This window comes from Pseudomonas fluorescens (genome assembly GCF_001648775.1).
Taxonomy (GTDB): domain Bacteria; phylum Pseudomonadota; class Gammaproteobacteria; order Pseudomonadales; family Pseudomonadaceae; genus Aquipseudomonas; species Aquipseudomonas fluorescens_M.
Map to the genome: position 1 here is coordinate 73879 of NZ_LVEJ01000002.1, position 18154 is coordinate 92032.

Genomic DNA, 18154 nt, shown 5'->3' on the forward strand with positions numbered 1-18154 from the left:
AACACACAAAGTTCTCCCCCAAGAGGGGGTCAGCATGAGTGTTCCGATAATTCTGGAGAATACAGCCGTCTCATCACCTGTGCCTACAGTCCTATTGGACTACCAGAAAAGGTGGATAGGAATCCGCGCCCCGCTAAAGGTAGGCGAAAAATCTCGGCGCATTGGTCTCACCTGGGCAGAAGCAGCGGACAACGTGCTGGTTGCCGCTTCGGAGAAGTCTGCCGCAGGCCAGACCGTCTACTACCTCGGCTACAACCAGGACATGACGGTTGAATACATTCAGGCCTGCGCAATGTGGGCCCGTGCATTCAACTATGCGGCCGGTGAAATCGAAGAAGGCATCTGGCCCGAAAGCGATCCAGACAAACACATCAAGACCTACACCATCACCTTCCCCAGCGGGCACCGTATCGTCGCGCTGACCAGTCGCCCGTCAAACCTGCGTGGTCGCCAAGGTGTCGTCGTGATCGACGAAGCAGCCTTCCACCAAGACTTGGCCGAACTACTGAAAGCTGCGCTGGCTCTGCTGATCTGGGGCGGCGAAGTGCACGTAATCAGCACGCACGACGGCACCGAAAATGCCTTCAACGAACTGATCAACGACATTCGTGCCGGGAAGCGTAAGGGCAAGCTGTTTCGTTGCGAGTTTCGCGACGCCGTAACAGATGGCCTTTATCAGCGTGTCTGTCTGCGCAAAGGCATCGAGTACAAAGCCAAAGAAGAAGCTGCCTGGGTGCAGGACGTGTACGACTTTTACGGCGATGCTGCCGAAGAGGAGCTGGACTGCGTACCGTCCCAGGGCGGCGGCGCCTTCCTGAGCCTGGCGCTGGTTGAACAACGCAGTAATCAGAAGGTGCCAGTTCTGCGTCTGGCATACCCACAAGGTTACGAGATCCTGCCCGAACACCTACGGTTAGCCGAGTCCCTGGAATGGTGCGAAGAAAACCTCAAGCCGTTACTGGCCGCAATCCCGCTCGACGTACAAAGCTTCTACGGCATGGACTTCGCCCGTTCCGGCGACCTCTCGGTCATCTGGCCGCTGGTCAAGGAACAAAACCTGCGCAAGCGCACCCCCTTCGTAGTCGAGCTGCGCAACGTTCCATTCAAGCAACAACGGCAAATCAAGTTCTACATCCTCGACCGCCTGCCCAACTTCCTGAAAGGCGCAGACGACGCAAGGGGCAACGGCTCCCAGCTCTCGGAAGAAACCGCGATTGAGTACGGCTTCAATCGCATTGAACGGGTGATGCTCACCGAAGGCTGGTATCGCGACAACATGCCGCCCTTCAAAGCAGCACTGGAAGACGACACCTTCTACGACATCCCGGCCGACAAAGACGTAGTCAGCGACGTACGTGCCTTCCGCATGGTCAAGGGCGTAGCTCGCATACCGGAAAAACGCACCAACGAGAAAGGCGAAAAGTCAGGCCCCAAACGCCATGGCGACGCCGGTATCGCCGCCGTGCTGGCGGATTACGCCTCCCGTCAGGAAACAGAGATATTCGAATTTCACCGAGTCCAACCCGCATCCCAGCATGATCGCGAGATCAAGCTCGGCGCCGGTTGGCGCATCCAGAAAGGCATTTGGTAATGGCTGACTCCCGCATCGTCGACCAGTACGGTCGACCGATCCAGTACGACAAACTTACGGAAGAGCTTGCCACTGCCCGCACCACCGGCATACGCCAGGTTTGGCATCAGTCGGTGGCCACCGGCCTGACGCCGGGGCGGCTGGCCAACATCCTGCAAGGCGCTGCCGAGGGTTCAGCCCATGACTACCTGACCCTCGCCGAAGAAATGGAAGAACGGGATCTGCATTACGCCTCGGTGCTAGGTACACGCAAACTGGCTGTGTCCGGTTTATCGATCCGCGTTGAAGCCGCCAGCGACGACGCGGAAGACGTGCGCCGCGCCGACCAGCTCAAAGAGATTGTCGACTCACCCGAGTTCGGTGAACTGCAAGCCGACCTGACCGACGCCATGGGCAAAGGCTATGCGGTCTCCGAAATCATGTGGGATCGCAGCGGCAAGACCTGGAACCCATCGCGCTTCGAACCCCGCGACCAGCGCTTCTTTCAGTTCGACCGCGACACGGGCCGCGAACTGCGGCTGCTCGATGAGGCCGACCCGGTCAACGGGATAGCCTTGGCCCCTTACAAATTTATCGTCCACCTGCCGCGCATTCGTTCGGGCCTGCCGATCCGAGGTGGACTGGCGCGCCTCGCGGCCGTTGGCTACATGTGCAAGGCGTGGACATGGAAAGATTGGATGGGCTTTGCCGACATCTTCGGCATGCCCATGCGTGTCGGCCGCTACGGACCTGGCGCGAGCAAGGACGATATTACAACGTTGATGTCAGCCGTGGCCAACCTCGGCAGCGATGCCGCCGCCGTCATCCCGGACAGCATGCGCATCGACTTTACCCAGGCCGCAAATGTCACGGGTGCCGGGGACTTCTTCAAAGGCCTGGCCGAGTGGTGGGACAAACAAGTCAGTAAAGCGGTGGTCGGCCAGACCATGTCCACCGATGATGGCTCTAGTCAGGCCCAGGCAACCATCCACAACGAAGTACGCCTCGACCTGCTGCAAGCCGACGCCAAAGCCGAATCCAACACGCTAAATCGTTACTTCGTGCGGCCCTGGTGCGATCTGAATTTTGCACCGGGCCGAAAATATCCTCGACTGATCATCGACGTTCCGCAACCGGAGAACACCAAGCTACTGGTAGAGGCTCTGAAAGAACTTGTTCCGCTTGGGCTAGAGGTTGAGCAGTCCGTGATACGAGATAAACTCAGCATCCCCGAACCTGCGAAAGGCGCAAAGCTGCTGGGGAGCATGGCTCCTGTCGCAGCACCAGCATTATCACAGGCTGTCAATCGAGAGCAGACACCCAAACCAGCCGCAACAGTCGATATTGTCGATAACCAAGTGCGGACATTAGAACAGGCTGCCACTAATCCACTGGATGACATGGTCGAGCAGATCAAGGAGCTGCTCGATTCAGTCAACAGTCTGGAAGAGTTTCGGGATCGGTTGATTGAGACCTATCCGACTATGACCACCAATGAGTTGGCGGACGCTATTGCTGATGGGTTGGCAGCGGCCAGCTTGGCAGGCCGCAGTGACATTTTACGCGGCTTATGAGACCACTTGATCAAAAATCAATTTAGTCAGCTTGTCCTTCTCGTCCAGCTCTGCAGACAAGTTTTTTATGTACTGATCAAAAAACCCCACATCGAATCCGGGCTGTGCTTTTAGGACGTGGACTATGAAGACAAAGGCGTTGATAACTTCACCGACTTGTCCACCTATTTCACGGCCCAGCTCATGCCCTAATTCATTCAAATCAGTTTTATCAGTCATTTTTTGGTATCTCGTATTAGTCAGAAGTACGTTTTTTAACATACGTAACAGGAAAATTGCCAATGGCCCTTTCTCACGGATCACTTCCTTTCAAAGAGCAGATCAGCTACTTCCGTGACAAGGTCAATTTGCCTACCCACTCATGGACAGACATCTACACTGCTGAACATGACTACGCCTTCGTCGTGGCCGGTGCGATCAAGCGCAATCTGTTGACCGACCTGCGCGGCGCGGTCGAGAAGTCCATTGCCAACGGCACAACCCTGGAACAGTTCCGCAAGGACTTCGACCAGATCGTCGGCAAACACGGCTGGCAGTATCAGGGCGAACGTGGCTGGCGCACCAACGTCATTTGGGAAACCAACCTGCGCCAGTCCTACAACGCTGGTCGTGAAGCGCAGATGGCCGACCCCGAGCTACGCAAACGCCGCCCCTATGGCCTGTATCGACACGGCGACAGCGCCCACCCGCGCCCTATGCACTTGGCATGGAACGGAACGACACTGCCTTTGGATGACGCGTGGTGGGCGACTCATACCCCGTCGTGCGGCTGGGGCTGCAAGTGCAAAAAGTTCATGCTCTCAGCCAGAGATGTAGAGCGCCAAGGCCTGACAATCGGCCCTGCGCCCGCGATTGAATGGGAAGACAGAGTCATCGGTAAGAATGGCCCCAATGGCCCACGCACTGTTCGCGTGCCAAAAGGGATTGATCCGGGGTTTGAATATGCGCCCGGTCAATCACGCCTGACGAACGCCGTGCCCCAGCCGCGCACCCGTGATCCCCTGCCGGCAATGTCAGCTACGCCAGCCACAGTTTCGACAACGGACCTGCCCAAGCGTCGTCCGACCGACTCATTGCCGCTACCTCGACCAGTTCCAGCAACGCGACTACTCCCGGCCAAAGTCCAGGCACCGAAAGCGGTGACCCAGTTCCTGAGCGAGTTCGGGGCCACCGATACCACCCCCGCCATATTCCGTGACGTAACCGGCGATACGCTGGTGATCGGCCAAGCGATGTTCACTGATGCCAAAACCGGCGCGACAGCGCTAACCCAACGAATCAAGCCCCGCGAACTGCCTTTACTGGCCGAAGCCATTAAGACACCCGACGAAATTTGGGTGCGTCTGGAATGGCAGCCCGATCTGGGCAAGGCCGTACTGCGGCGTCGCTATTTCGCGCACATCCAAGTCAAAGGCAAAGCTGCTCCCGCCGTGGCAGTGTTCGACCAAGACGGCGATAGCTGGACAGGAGCAACCGGTTTTGTTGACGACAGCGAGCAGTATCTGGAGGCCTTGCGCCTCGGTGTTCGCCTTTATCGACGCACAGAATAGGAGAAACCATGGCCGGTACAATGCTCGATGTCGTCATTGATACAACCAATATTGGTAAAGCCCTGGGCGAACTGTCCGAACGTTTGGGAGACCTGACAACCCCACTCAACGACATTGCCGAATACCTGCACCAGTCCACTGACGACCGCTTCAGCAGGCAAGTTGCACCTGACGGCACACCTTGGGCACCGCTGGCCCCGTCGACGCTGGCACGCAAGAAAGGTGGGCGCATCCTGCGCGACAAAGGCACGCTGCAGGACACGATGCGGCACAGTGTCAGCAATAATGAATTGGCGTTCGGTACTGATCGAATCTACGGCGCCATTCACCAGTTCGGCGGCAAGATCGAGCACGCAGCAAGATCGCAGCAGGTTTACTTCCGTCAAGGCAAGCATGGTTCTGTCGGCAACCGTTTTGTGCAGAAGCGGAAATCCAATTTCGCGCAGTGGGTGACACGTGGTGCGCATTCAACAGATATTGCTGCGCGCCCATATCTCGGGCTTTCTTCTGAGGACGTCGGCGAGATTGTTTGGATCATCAAAGACTATCTGCTCGCCCCATTTTAATGTTGGCTGCTTACATCGCCTGAGAGACGCGGAGCGCGGTGAGGTACATGTCCGGCTAGCTTGCGTCTCTATAGGGCGTTAGGTGTGCGTTAGATTGGCTGCCAATGCTAGTCTGCCTCAATAGCCCCCCTTCTCAATAGGATCGTGTATGGCAAGGATTACAAAAAGCCTGATGAAAATTTCAAAACATCCATCAACAGGCAAGGTGTTAAAGGTTGCCGACATTGCTGCGAAGGCTGGTGTGAACATAATGTCAGCAGGAGCACCTTTGGTGGATGCCCTTTACGAAATCTCAAAAACGGGGGTAGGTAAGATCCGGGAATACGTCCATGCAAGGGATGATCGTCGAATTTTAGAATTTCACCAGCACCTCCTTTTTCGTGATGAAGTGCTTGACGTGGAAATGTTAGAAGGCGAATTGGACGAAGCGAATTTCCATGCGTTGATGCAAGCCTGCTTGACTGATATTGAAGATGAGAAAACAGTTCCATACGCACTTTTGACTCGGGCCATTGCTCTTGGAAAAGTAAAGCAAGAGCTAAGACGGCACTTTATTTTGTCGCTTAAAGATTTGGCTTGGGAGCACTTAGACTTCCTTAGACAGGCATATGTGCTTACCAAGTTCTCAATTATCCCTCCACAGGGTTCAGGTGCGCTTACTGCCGAAACCATTTTGACAGGATATGTTCCCGGCAGCGTTGAGCACTTGGCCGTTGTCAATCTTACTTCAAAGGGCTTTGTTGCGGGCCTAGAACTGAGTGAGCTCGGAAAAGACTTTGTGACGTCTTGTTCTTCCAACGACGATCTGAACCCTGGAGCATATAACCTGCAGGTTTGGAGCGGTCACAAATGTGACATTATACTTTTAGATCAAGCGGGCGATTTTATGCGAGTGCTAGATCTTATTCAAAATGCCCTCAGAGACAAAGGAATAAGCTGTCTTAGTGGAACTGCAATGGAGGGGGCTCTTGATCGCCGACAGGCAAATCCATACGCAAGCTGTGCCATCGTGGTTTTCAGGCGAGGGAAAATTTTAGAAGCTGAACGCCTAGAAAGTTTAAAGTACCGCGTGAAAGATAAGCCAGTAGTTCAGTTGTTGATCGACAGCGATGGGAATAACACTGTGGAGGAGCTGGTTGCTGCAGAAACACTGGTCATTAATAGTGCTGATTTGCAGAATGGTGCAAAACTGATCGTAGAAAAACTTGTTTCTCAAATAAATCTTAAACACCGCTGAAACTCAGCGTCGCCGCCAGGTTCCTCAAACTGGCGGCATGAAGACACAGCTCGCCCTAAACACCGACCTCTCCGCTGCCATCGCTGATGGCAAGGCGCCCGACTGGGTCGAACTTATCCCGCCCGGCCCAAAGGTCTCAGGTCGCGACGGCCGGCAATGGCTTTTCGATGAACTCGCCGGGGCGCTGGTGCAGTCCAGCTTCACCGGCCGGGCGATTGACCTGCCCATTGACTGGGAACATGCCACCCAGCACCGCGCGACGAAGGGTGAAAGCGCACCGGCCGCTGGCTGGATCAAACAACTTGAAATGCGCAGCGGCGCCCTCTGGGGTTTCGTTGACTGGACGCCCCGTGCGTCGGCCCAGGTAATCAGCCGCGAATACCGCTTTCTATCGCCCGTCTTCGACTACGAACCCGACACCACTCGCATCGTGCGTCTGGTCAGCGCAGGCCTGACCAACAAACCCAACTTCCTGCTCACAGCCCTCAATCAAGAAACCCCGGAGAACACGCCAGTGAAGCTTTCACCTGCGCTTTTGGCCGCGCTCGGTTTGCCCGAGACAGCCACCGAAGAACAGGCCGTCGCGGCCACCACACAACTGATCAAGTCCACGACCCAAGCGCTGAACACCGAACGGCCCAACTTGGAGCAATTCGTCCCCCGGGCGGATTACAACGCACTCGAAACCCGCGCCACCAATGCCGAACAAGCCCTGGCCACTCAGAAGAAGACCGAGCACGAAAAGGCTGTCGATACGCTGATCACCTTTGCAACCAAGGCTGGAAAGATCACGCCTGCCACCGTCGACTATCACCGTGCTGCCTGTCAGGACGAAACCGGCTTGGCTCGCTTCAAGGCTTTTGTAGAAGCAGCGCCTGTCGTGGCGGCAGATACCACCCTCGGCGAACGCAAACCAGAAAACACCGCCACCGCTCTCAACGCAGAAGAACAACAGGTCGCCAAGCTGTTGGGTATGAGTGAGGCCGAATTCATCAAGGGCAAGGCGTAAACCTGCCCCTCTATAAAGGAAGCTTTCATGATCATTACATCGGGTGCCTTGACCGCGTTGTTTACTGCGTTCAAGGCTGAGTTCCAAGCATCACAAACCGCAACACCCACCGATTGGAAGCGCATTGCAACCCAAGTCCCGTCGTCGTCTGCCAGCAATACATACGGCTGGCTCGGGCAGTTCCCGACATTTCGCGAGTGGATGGGTGACCGCGTTCTCAAAAATATGGCGGCGCACAGCTACTCCATCACCAACAAGAAATTCGAATCCTCGGTCGCAGTGCCTCGCGATGCCATCGAAGATGACGAAATCGGCGTGTACAAACCCCTCTTCGCTGAAATGGGTCGAGCGTCTTCCGCCCACCCCGACGAATTGGTATTCGGCCTGCTCAACGCAGGTTTAGAAACGCTGTGCTATGACGGGCAAAATTTCTTTGATCCCGATCATCCGGTCTTTCCCGAGACGGACGGCACCGGCACAGCAGAGTCTGTCAGCAACTTCAATGAAGGCACCGGCCCTGCCTGGTATCTGCTTGATGTCAGCCGCGCCATCAAACCGCTGATCTTTCAGAACCGCCGCAACTACGCACTCAAAGCCATGACCAACATGGACGACGAGCAGGTATTCATGCGTGACGAATACCGCTACGGCGTCGATGCCCGCGTCAATGTGGGCTTTGGCTTCTGGCAATTTGCTTACTGCTCGAAAGAGCCACTGACCGCCGCGACCTATGGCGCTGCCCGCGCTGCCATGAAGAACTTCAAGGCCGACGGGGGCCGTCCGCTCGGTATCAATCCTGGGCTGTTGGTCGTCCCGTCTCAACTGGAAGGCCCGGCCCGCAAGATTCTGGTCAAAGACGCCGACAACGGCAACGAATGGGCAGGCACCGCCGAAGTGCTGGCACCGAGCTGGCTCGGATAAGGGGGCGCCATGACCATCGTTATCAGCGCCAAGCGCGACGGCTTCCGTCGGTGCGGTATCGCGCACCCCAGCACGCCCACGTCTTATCCAGACGATTTTTTCACGGAAGAACAGTTGGACGCTTTGGATAAAGAACCGCAATTGGTGCTCGCCTATGCGGCGGACGGATTCGACCTGGTGCAGGAGCCGCCCCATGAACCTTTGTCGCAAGTCGCGCTACCGCAAGCGCCCAACGCCTTGGAAGCAATCGAGCCGCAAGCGCTTGAAACAAACGCTACAGCTGTGGGTGATGCAGTGGTCGGCACCGTCGGCCCGATCCTGGGCGACAGCGAGCATGGATCGAACGTTGAGGGAACTGGCCCGGTGCCTGTGACCGGCCCAGTGGACACTTCGAATCTCCACGTTAATCAGGAACAACCTACACACGATGATCCGACGGCCACCCTACCGGCACCGGGTGACGCAATCGAGCAGCCCGCCAAGCCCGATAAAAGCCGAGCTGCCAAAGCCAAGGACAACAACAAATGAACCTGTCGCTGCCAACCGCCACCCAGCTTCTGATCCGTTTCGGCGCTCGTGACATTGCCCAAATTGCTGCTCCGGATTCAGGTCGGACAATTGAGCCAGAGCTGCTGGTAGCGGTGGCATCTGGAGAGCCACTGGGCGAATGGCCGGCTGAAGATGTGCTGATTGCGGCAGCAACGTTAGTCAGGATCGCCGACGCGGTGACCAGGGCGCGCAGTGAGGTTTCGTTTTACCTGCGCTTCCGCTCGGCCGCAGACGAGGCGCCCCAGTGGGTAACCGACGATCTGGCCGAGATCGCCCGCTATCACTTATATGACGATGCCGGCAAAGAGGATTCAACGGTACGGGTGCTTTACAAAGACGTGATCAAACGTCTGGAAACCTTGGCTTTGGAAGACAAGGAACGCGGGGCGTCGGACAGCGGAGAGTCTGGCTTGCAGATCAGCAGCCAACTTCGGCTGATGAGCCGCCGCACCTTGAGGGCGTTGTGATGCTTGGCGAACTGGAGGACTTAATCGAAGCGCGCCTCAAGGAACTGAACGCCAAGTTGCCGCGCTTGGCGGTGGCAAGTTACGGCGGCGAATTGAGCGACCCGGATCTCTTGCCGGACTTACTCAAGCGCTGCCCGACCATCCTGCTGATGGTGCCCAGAGCTGCGCTAACGCGCAAAGCCCATGGCCGCTACAGCGTGTTGATCACGTTTCGCCTGGTCATCGCCACCCGCCACCCTCGTGGCGAACGGGAGACCCGGCGTGGCACCACGCCTACCGACATCGGCAGCTACGCACTTTGGGAAGCCTGCATGCACCAGTTGGTGGAATGGCAGCCCTGGGAAAACCGCGCCGCCATCCGGCCGACTGAACTCTCCAATCTGGTCAACGGCAAGTTCGCGAGCGACCACCTCTCTGTCCTGGGGCAATCGTTCGTCATCGAACTGGACTGGGAGAGGCCGACAGAGGCGCTGCCGGATCTGCTCGGCATCAACATGGCTTATCACTCGCCAGCGGGCAACCCTCAACCGGTGGCCACCGACAACGTCAAATTGGGAGACATGTAATGCATGTCATCGCCGCACCGGGTCATCGGGTGCCCACAGAAACAGACCCGTACCAGCATATCGATCCAGCGCCTGCCGATTCGGTCGAGGTGCCGGACACTTCTTACTACCGTCGTCGGATCGCGGCGGGCGAACTGCTGATGAGCAAGAAACCGCGCAACAGTGCCAAACAACCCGCACAGGAACCCGTCGAATGAACATCGAGTTTGACACCATCCCCGCTTCAATCCGAAAGCCGGGTGCTTATTTTGAGTTCAATACCAGCTTGGCCGTGCGCACACTGCCGACCAATAAACAAAGCATCTGCCTGATTGTGCCGCTGAGCGCTGGAGCCACTGCGCAACCCAACGTGCCTACCCAGTTTTACAGCGCCATCGAGGCCGGGAAGCTGTTCGGGCCAGTTGCCGAAGAGATGGCCGCCGCTGCGATTACTGCCTATCGCTATGTGGCCATCTCCGCTGTGGGTGTGGTGGTAGAAGGCGATGCGGAGCCAAACATCGCGACCGCATTGGATGCGACAGCCTTGGGCGACTTCACCTTGTTGGTTCCTGCTTGGTTCAGCCAGACCGCGCTGACCGCGTTGCGCGGCCACCTCCAGACTTACACCGACTCAATCGAGCAACAGAGCATCATCGGCGTGGCGGCACTGACCAGCACCTTGTCAGCGTCCACTACGTTGGCGGCGTCGCTAAACTCCGGCGCCATTACCTTGGCCGTTTTGCCTGGTACTGCATCGACAGCACGCCAAGTGGCGGCCGCCTATGCGGCTGTCATTGCCTCCGAAGAAGACCCGGCACGTCCGTTGAATACGTTGGTGCTCAAAGGTATCCAGGTTCCCGCAATTACCCAACGCCTTGGACGCACCGAACAGGAAACCGCGTTGGCCAACGGAGTGACACCGTTGGAAGTCGCGGCCGGTGACGTGATCCAGATTGTTCGCGCAGTGACCACCTACACCAAATCGGCAGCCGGTGCGACGGATGTATCGCTCTTAGACCTGACCACCATCCGCACACTGTATTACGTGCGCAACGCCTGCCGCGAACGCATCCGACTGCGTTTCCCCCGCTCGAAGCTGTCCAAGAAAACCCCGGATGCCGTGCGCGGTGAGCTGCTGGACGTGCTGTACAAGCTGGAAGAACTGGAGATCGTCGAAGAGGTCGAGGCCAACGCCGACAGCTTGGTCGTCGTGCGTTCGCCCCAAGACGTAAACCGGCTCAACGCCGCTATTCCCACCGATGTCGTCAACGGCCTGCATGTTTTCGCCGGTCGCATCGACTTGCTCTTGTAAGAGGTAAACCCAAATGGCTGACAGTTTTGTGGGACAAATTGTTCTTGAAATCAACGGTACGGATTACGAAGTGATCAGTGTCGAACCTAGCCTCAAGACCGGGCGCAAAGTGGTCAAGACCATGAATCGCACCGGTCGCGCCACCGGCACGGCCAAGGGTATCGAAGAACACGATCTGAAAATCTCAGTGGCCATTCCAAAATCAGGGGAGCCGGACTGGCGTGCATTGATGGACGCAAAGATCACCATCTACCCCGAAGACGGAGGTAGCAAACGCCAGACCTGGACAGGCTGCGCACTGCTTGAGATGGGCAGTAAGTACCAAGTCGAGGGCGAAGCCACCCGTGATCTGACTGTCGCAGCACTGAACTACTACCCGGAGTAACTCAATGACCGAACAAGCGAACAAACAGTGGGACGGCCTCACCCACACTGGCGATTTACACCATGGCGTTTACTACTCCGGCGTGCGTCACAAGCGCTTCACCTTGCGTGTAGGCATGGCTGGCGATCTAGTGGCGGCCCAAGAACACCACCCCAATGGGCCGTTTCAACTGGTCACCTTAGAGGTATACCGTCGCCAACTCTTGTCCTTGGGGGATATTCCACCTGAGGTACTGACCGTGGATCTATTACGTGAAGCGCTGACCGAAACCGATCTAGGCGTCATTGCCGATGCTGATTTGGAACTGGAAAAAAAGCTCGCGCCGCCGAGCGCGGCAATGCCGAGTGGCGACGAATCGAACACGCCTTTATCCGCCACGGCTACCGATTAGAGGACCTGCGCCATATGACCCGTGCGGAAATCGAGGCCCGTATCGAGATCATCATCGGCAAACCAAACACCACCCGCTACGTCAGCAAGCGCCAGCGTAAGCCCCTGCCAAAACCCCTTAGAGGAAGCACCGCATGAGTTCCGACCTGCGCGTCGCGCTTCGCATTCAAGCCCACTCGGGCGACAGCCGACGCGAGATCGAGCAGATCAATCGCGACCTGCGCAAGGCAGGAAAAGAGGGCGCCAAATCCTTGGCTGATGAAAGCTGGAAAGCCGGGGCAGCCATTACTAAAGTCGGCCAAGCCGGGGCCACCAGTTACAAGGTCATCCGCACGGCCATGCGCGAGACCGCCAAGGCTGGTTCCGACACTAAGATCGTGGTGACGAAAACGGCGGCCGAGTTGAAGGAAATGGCCAACGCCGCGCGCAAGGCAGCCAGAGACACCAAAACCGAACTGGCCAACGCCGATCGGCAAGGCGTACAACCGTTGCGTCAGAGTGTAGAAAAAACCGAATCGTCATTCCGTCGCATGGCGACGAACAGCGGTCGCCATTTGCGCGCTCTCAAAACTATCGCCATGGGCGTGCGTCAGGAGTTCAATCGGCTTAAAGGTTTAGGTAGCAGTGCCCAAGGACAATTGGCGACTGTCGGCGTCGGGCTTGGCGCGGTTGCCGGTTTGACCACCAGCGCCAACCTGGATCGGCAGCTGATTCGCACCAAGCAAACGGCTGACATGTCTGCGGAAGAAAAAGAAGATTGGAAAAGGGATGGCTTCAGGATCGCCAGAAAATATGGCCTCGGCCGTGAGAGTGTCGACAGCGGCTTCAACACGCTGATTGCTTCAGGTGTTAAGTACGCGCCAGCAAAAAAGACGGCTGACGCGATTGGCCAGGCATCGAGTGTTACAGGCGCGGACTCCGGCGTCTTGGGCAAGGCTGTAGTAGCTGCCGCCAGTGCCTTTAACGTTGATCTCAATGAAGGCGACGCGGCGCTGGATCTCTTGCAGAAAATGACTGTAGCCGGACGCCTGGGGAACGCTGAACTTGAGAACTTATCCGACCTATTCCCCAAGATTGGCGTTGCCGCGTCGGCCGCAGGTATGTCTATCGAACAAGCCCTGGCATTTACCGAAGCGCTGTCAAAGGTGGAGCTACAACCTGACCGCTTGGGAACCTTGGCCGAGTCAACATTGCGCGTCTTCAGTAACAAGCAATATCGAGATCAAATCACCAAGACGAGTGGTGTCAGTTTCTTCAACAAGAAAGACGGTACTTCCAAGAATCCGGTCGAGATATTCGAAGAGCTGAAAAGAAAATACCAAGCAATGAAAACCGATGAACAACGAGCAAAGTTCATGGGGCTTGTATTCAAGGGCATGGATCAGGACACCGTTCGGGGGATGCGCAGCATGTTGACCGGCGAACGACTGGACGACTTCCGCAACGGCACCACTGAACTTAAAAAAGCTGAGCCTATTTTCAATAACGACCTTAAGGAAAACACGCAGAGTGCAAGCGGCACTGCTGCGCGCATGAAAGCGACACTTGGCGAAGCCATCGACCGCATGGCTACGCCCCTGAACAAGGGCTTTGCAGACCTTGGTACTTACCTGCTCGATGACCTGAATTTGTCTGGCGAGCAAATGTTATTCGGTGGCGCTGCGCTGGGGGTTGGCGGCTATTACGCTGGGCGCGGTGCCAAAGCTGGCGCCGGGGCGCTGCTGAACACGTTTATGGGTGGCCCTGAAACCCTCAAAAACATTGCTGTCGGCAAGGTGCTGGAAGAAGCAACGGGTGTTACATCGGTATTCGTCACCAATTGGCCTAACGGCGGCACAAGTCTCGGCGCCGCTGGACTGCCCGACCTACCGGGTACGTCCTCTTCCGGCAAGGGCAAATCTGGTGGCGCGCTCGTGCCATGGTTGGGGCCGCTCGCACTTGCCGCCAGTGCGACTCAGCTCGGCGGATCGACCGGCCAGAACGCTGATGAAGATCGCTTGGCAATGGTGGCCAGAAACAAGCTGCTGGATGAAGGCCAGCGCACCTATCAGTCGGCGTTTTACGGCAACCGCATAGCTTTAGCGGGTCAGGCCCCCGATCAGTCGCAAGATTGGCTTTCCACCCAAGCCCAACGCCTGGCGCAACAGCAAACCGGTTTGACGGCATCGGGTAACTCCGTTGCTGGCGCTAATGCGTGGGCAGCGGGTGCTGCCAACCGCGCTGTGGCTGCAGGAGGTGAGACACAAGCCGCCGTGGCCCGTTTGCAACAGCTCCTGGACAAACCGCTGGTGATTGAGGTTCGCTCTGATTCCCGGATGATTCAAGCCGAGGTCGAGCGGCGCGCCGATTTGCAAGTGAGGCGCGGCCAATGAGCTGGTCGGAAACGCTGCTCGACGCCTCCTTCCGTACTGTGCCCATTCAGGTCGTCGAGGAGAGTCTCCAGGCTCAGCGCGCACTGTCTGAACATGGCACGCCTTTTAAAGACGGCGACAGCGTCAAAGACTTGGGGCGCGGATCACGTCGTTTCCAGATGGAGGTCGTGGCCTTCGGCGTCAACTATGAGATCGAGCTGCAAAATATCCTGCGTGCGCTCGACACTCCGGGGCCTGGTGAACTCGTCCACCCGATCTATGGCAGCGTCAGCGTCGTCACCCAAACGTGGGAGGTCAAGCACAATGCGGACAATCCCGACTCAGCGACGATCACCCTGCTGTTTTTGGAAGAAACCCCGGAGCTGCCATTCTTCGCTCGCCAGTTTGAGTTCATAGATGTCGGCGTCACCGATGTGGCAGACGAATACACCTGGCAGGATGGCGTATTCGATCTGTTTGGCCGCATTGATTCGCTGGTCGGCGAGATTCAGTCGTGGATTGGTGGCGGCTGGGTTGGACTGATCGAAAAGGCACTCGGTTTACCTGGCATTTTCCTGCGAGTGCAGCAGTTGCGCTCACAGATCCTCGGTATCGTTTCCGGTGTAGCCTCCATGGCCAAGCATCCCTCTGCCGCCTATGACCCGCTGACCGATTTGTTTCGCACGCCAACGCAGATCCGCAGTGCGATTCAAGGGAGCACGCCCGAGAAGCCCACAGCCTTGCTATCAATGTCCGGTGTACCGGCCACTGTTCCTGGCGGCGGCAATCTGACCACGGACGCGGCCCGTGCGGGCAATTCCTTCTTGATGAGTGCCCGCCAGGGCGTAGCATCAAACTCTGATCTTTTACCAGACAGCATGCCGGAAGATCCGATAGCTGCCAGTGCCTTCGCTTTGATTATGTTGGTCATCACGGAACTGGCGACAGCGCATGCCCAAGCCGTTGCTATCATCATCGAGGACGAGAGTCAGAAACCAACTTTAAGCCCGTTGCAGCTGGAAGGCCTGGTTAACTTGGTGCGCTCGTTGATTCAGTCCTCAATCTTGCTTCAGCGCCAACTCTACGACGTGGAAACCTCCCGGCCGATCATCGAAGCCCTGCGCAATATGGCCGCGCTGATCCAGGCCCGCGCCCGGCAGGTCATTTTGCAGAGCCCACCGATGATCGAGCGCCGTGTTGAAACCCCGGCCAGCCTGCGCTTGTTGGCGCACCGCTGGTATGGCGACCACGCTCGCGCTCTCGAATTGATCCGGCTCAATCCTGACCTCAAATCTCCCCACAATATTCCGGGCGGTAAGGTATTGCGTGCATATGCAGAATGACATCCAGACGACGCCCATTCGCCTGTCCATCGGTGGCTTGGCTCATGACACCTGGGACGGCTGGTCGGTTGAATCCGACTTGCTGACACCGGCTGACGCCTTTGAACTGGAGTTGTACACGAAGCACTCGACGCGACTGCCTGCCGTTCTGAAAGAAGGCGCGCCCTGTTCGTTGACTCTTGGCAATGACCGCGTGTTGACCGGACAAATCGACGAATTCGAATACGACATCTCGCGCCAAAGCATTTCCATGCGCATCAACGGCCGGGACCGTGCGGCGACCTTGGTCGATTGTTCGGCGCCGTTCGTGTCGATGCGCGAAGCGTCACTGGCGCAGGTCCTCGACCAAGTGGTAAAGCCTCTGGGTATCTTCCAAGTCGAAATCCGAGCTGACCAAGCGAAGACTCGGCGCCGCATCCAGATCGAACCGGGGCAGACTGCCTGGGAAGCATTGTTGCAGGTCGCTGAGGCCAACGGGTTATGGCCATGGGTTGAGCCGGACGGCCGTCTGATTATCGGCGGCCCAGACTACAATGCGCCCGCCGTAGGCACCTTGATCCTGCGCGAAGACGGTGCAGGCAACAACGTCCAGCGGCTGAGCGTGCGCCGGTCCATCGCCAATCGCTACAGCCAGATTACCGTCCTCGGCCAGCATGGTCAGTACGAAAACGATGGACTCGATACCAAGCGCTCGCATTTGAAGTCTGTGATTCAAGACGAAACCTTGGCTCGTCGCGGCATCTTCCGGCCGAAGGTTTTCATTGATAGTGCCAGCGAGAACCAGGACATGGCCACCATCCGTGCTCGCAAGCTGCTGGCGGATAGTCGGCTGGAGGGTTTCGAAATTCGCGCCATCGTCCAGGGCCATCGAGCTGATAACGGTCAGGTCTGGAGTCCTGGCCAGCGAGTCATTGTCCGTAGCCAGCCCCACGAACTGGATGCTATTTACTTCCTGATGGCCCGCACCTTGCGACTCTCCCGAGGCGAAGGTGCAATCACTGAACTGCGCTTGCGTGAGGACAAAATGTGGGTGCTCGATGGCATCAAACAGAAGAAACACAAAGGCAAGGTCAATAAAGACGCGGCCTTCATTGAAATGATCAAAGGGCTTTGATGTCCAGCCTGCCGCGTTTGATGCGCGAACAAATCAGCCGAGCCCTGTCGAGCCTGCGTCTACCGTTCCGAGCTGTTGCGGCCCGTAATACCCATGGCAAGTTGATCGGTGTCCAAATGCAGGGGCTTGCCGGTGAGACCGTTGACGGCGAACAGTTTCAAAATTACGGATTCAGTTCGGCGCCGTTACCTGGTGCGGAGTTCATCGTTATCCCGGTGGGTGGCAATAGTAAGCACACGGTTGTTGTGGCCAGCGAAGACGGCCGCTACCGATTGCAACTCCAGGACGGTGAAGTGTCGCTATATACGGATGAAGGCGATTACGTACATTTAAAGCGTGGCCGAGTAATAGAGATCGTGACGGACACGCTTGTGGTCAAGGCTGGAAAGAAGGTGCGGTTTGAAACGCCGTTGGTGGAGATGTCCGGGAATGAATATGTTGAAGGCAGCGTCAAAGCGGATGGCGATATTGCCGATCACACGCGAACGATGCAGGCAGATCGTGTCATCTACAACGGGCACAATCACGGTGGTGGGCCTACTCCAACCCAGCGGCAATAAGCTGTGATAACTTCGGAATTTTAGACACGGAGGTATCAATGAAAATTACCCAGCTTATCCCTTGCTCTGACTGGTATTACGCTGAACAGGACGATAACTCTGAATGGTCAGTAACACCTGTGGCTGCTTGGGCACTTACAAGCGAAGGTGAATCTGTAGGGATGATCCCTGTCAGCGGTACGAGGAATAACTCTGCATTTCCAAAATATCCCCACTTGGAACCTGCCCCTCCGTGCGGGGGGAGATTTGTTCACGAAACAAAACTGACGGACAAGCAAAGATCAGCGGCAAAAAGAACCTACTGATTCTTAAACTTTGCTGAAATACAGTACCGCCAGTTAGCGCGGCACCATGCCTGCTATGGACGCAGGCATAAACCCCACCACTGGCGACTTGACGGGCCAGCGTATCAATACGCTGGCAAACGCCGTCTACATCCGCCTCATGACACCCCTCGGAACCTGGTGGGCTGACCCCGCCTTGGGCTCCCGACTGCACGAACTTCGACGCGAAAAAGACCGCCCTCGGGTCGGCATTCTTGCCAAGCAATATGCCGAGCAGGCGCTCCAGCCGCTGCTCGATGATGGCCGCGCCAAGAAGATCGCCATTACTGCCGAGCAGCCCCACAACGGCTGGCTTGACCTCCTAATTGACATCCTCGACGCCACCGGCAATCCGCAGGTGTTTCGCCAACCTGTAAGGGTGATTTGA

General features: G+C 57.0%; 22 protein-coding genes. 21 read left to right on the forward strand and 1 reads right to left on the reverse strand.

Annotated elements, in window-relative coordinates:
* Positions 1-193 precede the first annotated feature (193 nt).
* Both A8O26_RS03290 and A8O26_RS03295 read left to right on the forward strand, forming a co-directional pair.
* A complete protein-coding gene (locus A8O26_RS03290) occupies positions 194-1591 on the forward strand; it encodes a hypothetical protein (RefSeq protein WP_253756660.1) in 1398 nt (465 codons plus the stop codon).
* Positions 1591-3144 (forward strand): DUF935 domain-containing protein, encoded by a 1554-nt coding sequence (locus A8O26_RS03295; RefSeq protein ID WP_064116758.1) that lies wholly within the window; start codon positions 1591-1593, stop codon positions 3142-3144. The genes A8O26_RS03290 and A8O26_RS03295 overlap by 1 nt, the downstream gene beginning before the upstream one ends.
* On the opposite strand, the gene A8O26_RS03300 is transcribed toward A8O26_RS03295, so the two are convergent.
* Entirely contained in the window at positions 3139-3363 is a 225-nt protein-coding gene (locus A8O26_RS03300; RefSeq protein ID WP_155740635.1) for a hypothetical protein, read from the reverse strand. The genes A8O26_RS03295 and A8O26_RS03300 overlap by 6 nt on opposite strands.
* A 62-nt stretch (positions 3364-3425) precedes the next feature.
* Here A8O26_RS03300 and A8O26_RS03305 point away from each other — a divergent pair, with 62 nt between their 5' ends.
* From A8O26_RS03305 to A8O26_RS03385, 19 genes are all read left to right on the forward strand, one after another.
* Positions 3426-4694 (forward strand): PBECR2 nuclease fold domain-containing protein, encoded by a 1269-nt coding sequence (locus tag A8O26_RS03305; RefSeq protein WP_064116760.1) that lies wholly within the window; start codon positions 3426-3428, stop codon positions 4692-4694.
* 8 nt (positions 4695-4702) lie between these two features.
* Positions 4703-5260: a phage virion morphogenesis protein gene (locus A8O26_RS03310; RefSeq protein ID WP_064116761.1), complete on the forward strand. Its 558-nt coding sequence runs from the start codon at positions 4703-4705 to the stop codon at positions 5258-5260.
* Between the two features lie 148 nt (positions 5261-5408).
* Positions 5409-6497, forward strand: coding sequence for a hypothetical protein (locus A8O26_RS03315; RefSeq protein ID WP_064116762.1), 1089 nt, complete (start codon positions 5409-5411; stop codon positions 6495-6497).
* A 37-nt stretch (positions 6498-6534) separates the two neighbouring features.
* Entirely contained in the window at positions 6535-7506 is a 972-nt protein-coding gene (locus A8O26_RS03320) for a phage protease (protein ID WP_064116763.1), read from the forward strand.
* Positions 7507-7533: 27 nt separating this feature from the next.
* A complete protein-coding gene (locus A8O26_RS03325; RefSeq protein WP_064116764.1) occupies positions 7534-8427 on the forward strand; it encodes a Mu-like prophage major head subunit gpT family protein in 894 nt (297 codons plus the stop codon).
* A 9-nt stretch (positions 8428-8436) separates the two neighbouring features.
* Complete coding sequence (locus A8O26_RS03330) at positions 8437-8955, forward strand: HI1506-related protein (protein ID WP_064116765.1); 519 nt, start codon at positions 8437-8439, stop codon at positions 8953-8955.
* The gene (locus tag A8O26_RS03335; protein WP_064116766.1) at positions 8952-9443 is read left to right on the forward strand and encodes a phage protein Gp36 family protein; all 492 of its coding nucleotides are present in this window, start codon (positions 8952-8954) and stop codon (positions 9441-9443) included. The genes A8O26_RS03330 and A8O26_RS03335 overlap by 4 nt, the downstream gene beginning before the upstream one ends.
* On the forward strand, positions 9443-10009 hold the full coding sequence (locus A8O26_RS03340; protein ID WP_064116767.1) for a phage protein Gp37: 567 nt from the start codon (positions 9443-9445) through the stop codon (positions 10007-10009). The genes A8O26_RS03335 and A8O26_RS03340 overlap by 1 nt, the downstream gene beginning before the upstream one ends.
* Positions 10009-10206 carry a DUF2635 domain-containing protein gene (locus A8O26_RS03345; RefSeq protein ID WP_064116768.1) on the forward strand — a complete coding sequence of 66 codons (198 nt, stop codon included), beginning with the start codon at positions 10009-10011 and terminating at the stop codon, positions 10204-10206. The genes A8O26_RS03340 and A8O26_RS03345 overlap by 1 nt, the downstream gene beginning before the upstream one ends.
* Positions 10203-11300, forward strand: coding sequence for a phage tail sheath C-terminal domain-containing protein (locus tag A8O26_RS03350; protein ID WP_064116769.1), 1098 nt, complete (start codon positions 10203-10205; stop codon positions 11298-11300). The genes A8O26_RS03345 and A8O26_RS03350 overlap by 4 nt, the downstream gene beginning before the upstream one ends.
* A 13-nt stretch (positions 11301-11313) precedes the next feature.
* A complete protein-coding gene (locus A8O26_RS03355; protein WP_064116770.1) occupies positions 11314-11685 on the forward strand; it encodes a hypothetical protein in 372 nt (123 codons plus the stop codon).
* A 4-nt stretch (positions 11686-11689) separates the two neighbouring features.
* Positions 11690-12076, forward strand: a complete 387-nt coding sequence (locus tag A8O26_RS03360) for a hypothetical protein (RefSeq protein WP_064116771.1) — start codon at positions 11690-11692, stop codon at positions 12074-12076.
* 14 nt (positions 12077-12090) lie between these two features.
* A complete protein-coding gene (locus A8O26_RS30420; RefSeq protein ID WP_301336269.1) occupies positions 12091-12213 on the forward strand; it encodes a hypothetical protein in 123 nt (40 codons plus the stop codon).
* Complete coding sequence (locus tag A8O26_RS03365) at positions 12210-14447, forward strand: phage tail tape measure protein (RefSeq protein ID WP_064116772.1); 2238 nt, start codon at positions 12210-12212, stop codon at positions 14445-14447. Before A8O26_RS30420 ends, A8O26_RS03365 begins: the two co-directional genes overlap by 4 nt.
* Positions 14444-15769: a DNA circularization protein gene (locus A8O26_RS03370; RefSeq protein ID WP_064116773.1), complete on the forward strand. Its 1326-nt coding sequence runs from the start codon at positions 14444-14446 to the stop codon at positions 15767-15769. The genes A8O26_RS03365 and A8O26_RS03370 overlap by 4 nt, the downstream gene beginning before the upstream one ends.
* Positions 15759-16883 carry a phage baseplate assembly protein gene (locus A8O26_RS03375; RefSeq protein WP_064116774.1) on the forward strand — a complete coding sequence of 375 codons (1125 nt, stop codon included), beginning with the start codon at positions 15759-15761 and terminating at the stop codon, positions 16881-16883. Before A8O26_RS03370 ends, A8O26_RS03375 begins: the two co-directional genes overlap by 11 nt.
* Complete coding sequence (locus A8O26_RS03380; RefSeq protein ID WP_064116775.1) at positions 16883-17443, forward strand: phage baseplate assembly protein domain-containing protein; 561 nt, start codon at positions 16883-16885, stop codon at positions 17441-17443. Before A8O26_RS03375 ends, A8O26_RS03380 begins: the two co-directional genes overlap by 1 nt.
* A gap of 38 nt (positions 17444-17481) precedes the next feature.
* Positions 17482-17748 (forward strand): hypothetical protein, encoded by a 267-nt coding sequence (locus A8O26_RS29735; RefSeq protein WP_155740636.1) that lies wholly within the window; start codon positions 17482-17484, stop codon positions 17746-17748.
* A gap of 46 nt (positions 17749-17794) precedes the next feature.
* Complete coding sequence (locus A8O26_RS03385) at positions 17795-18154, forward strand: phage GP46 family protein (protein WP_253756663.1); 360 nt, start codon at positions 17795-17797, stop codon at positions 18152-18154.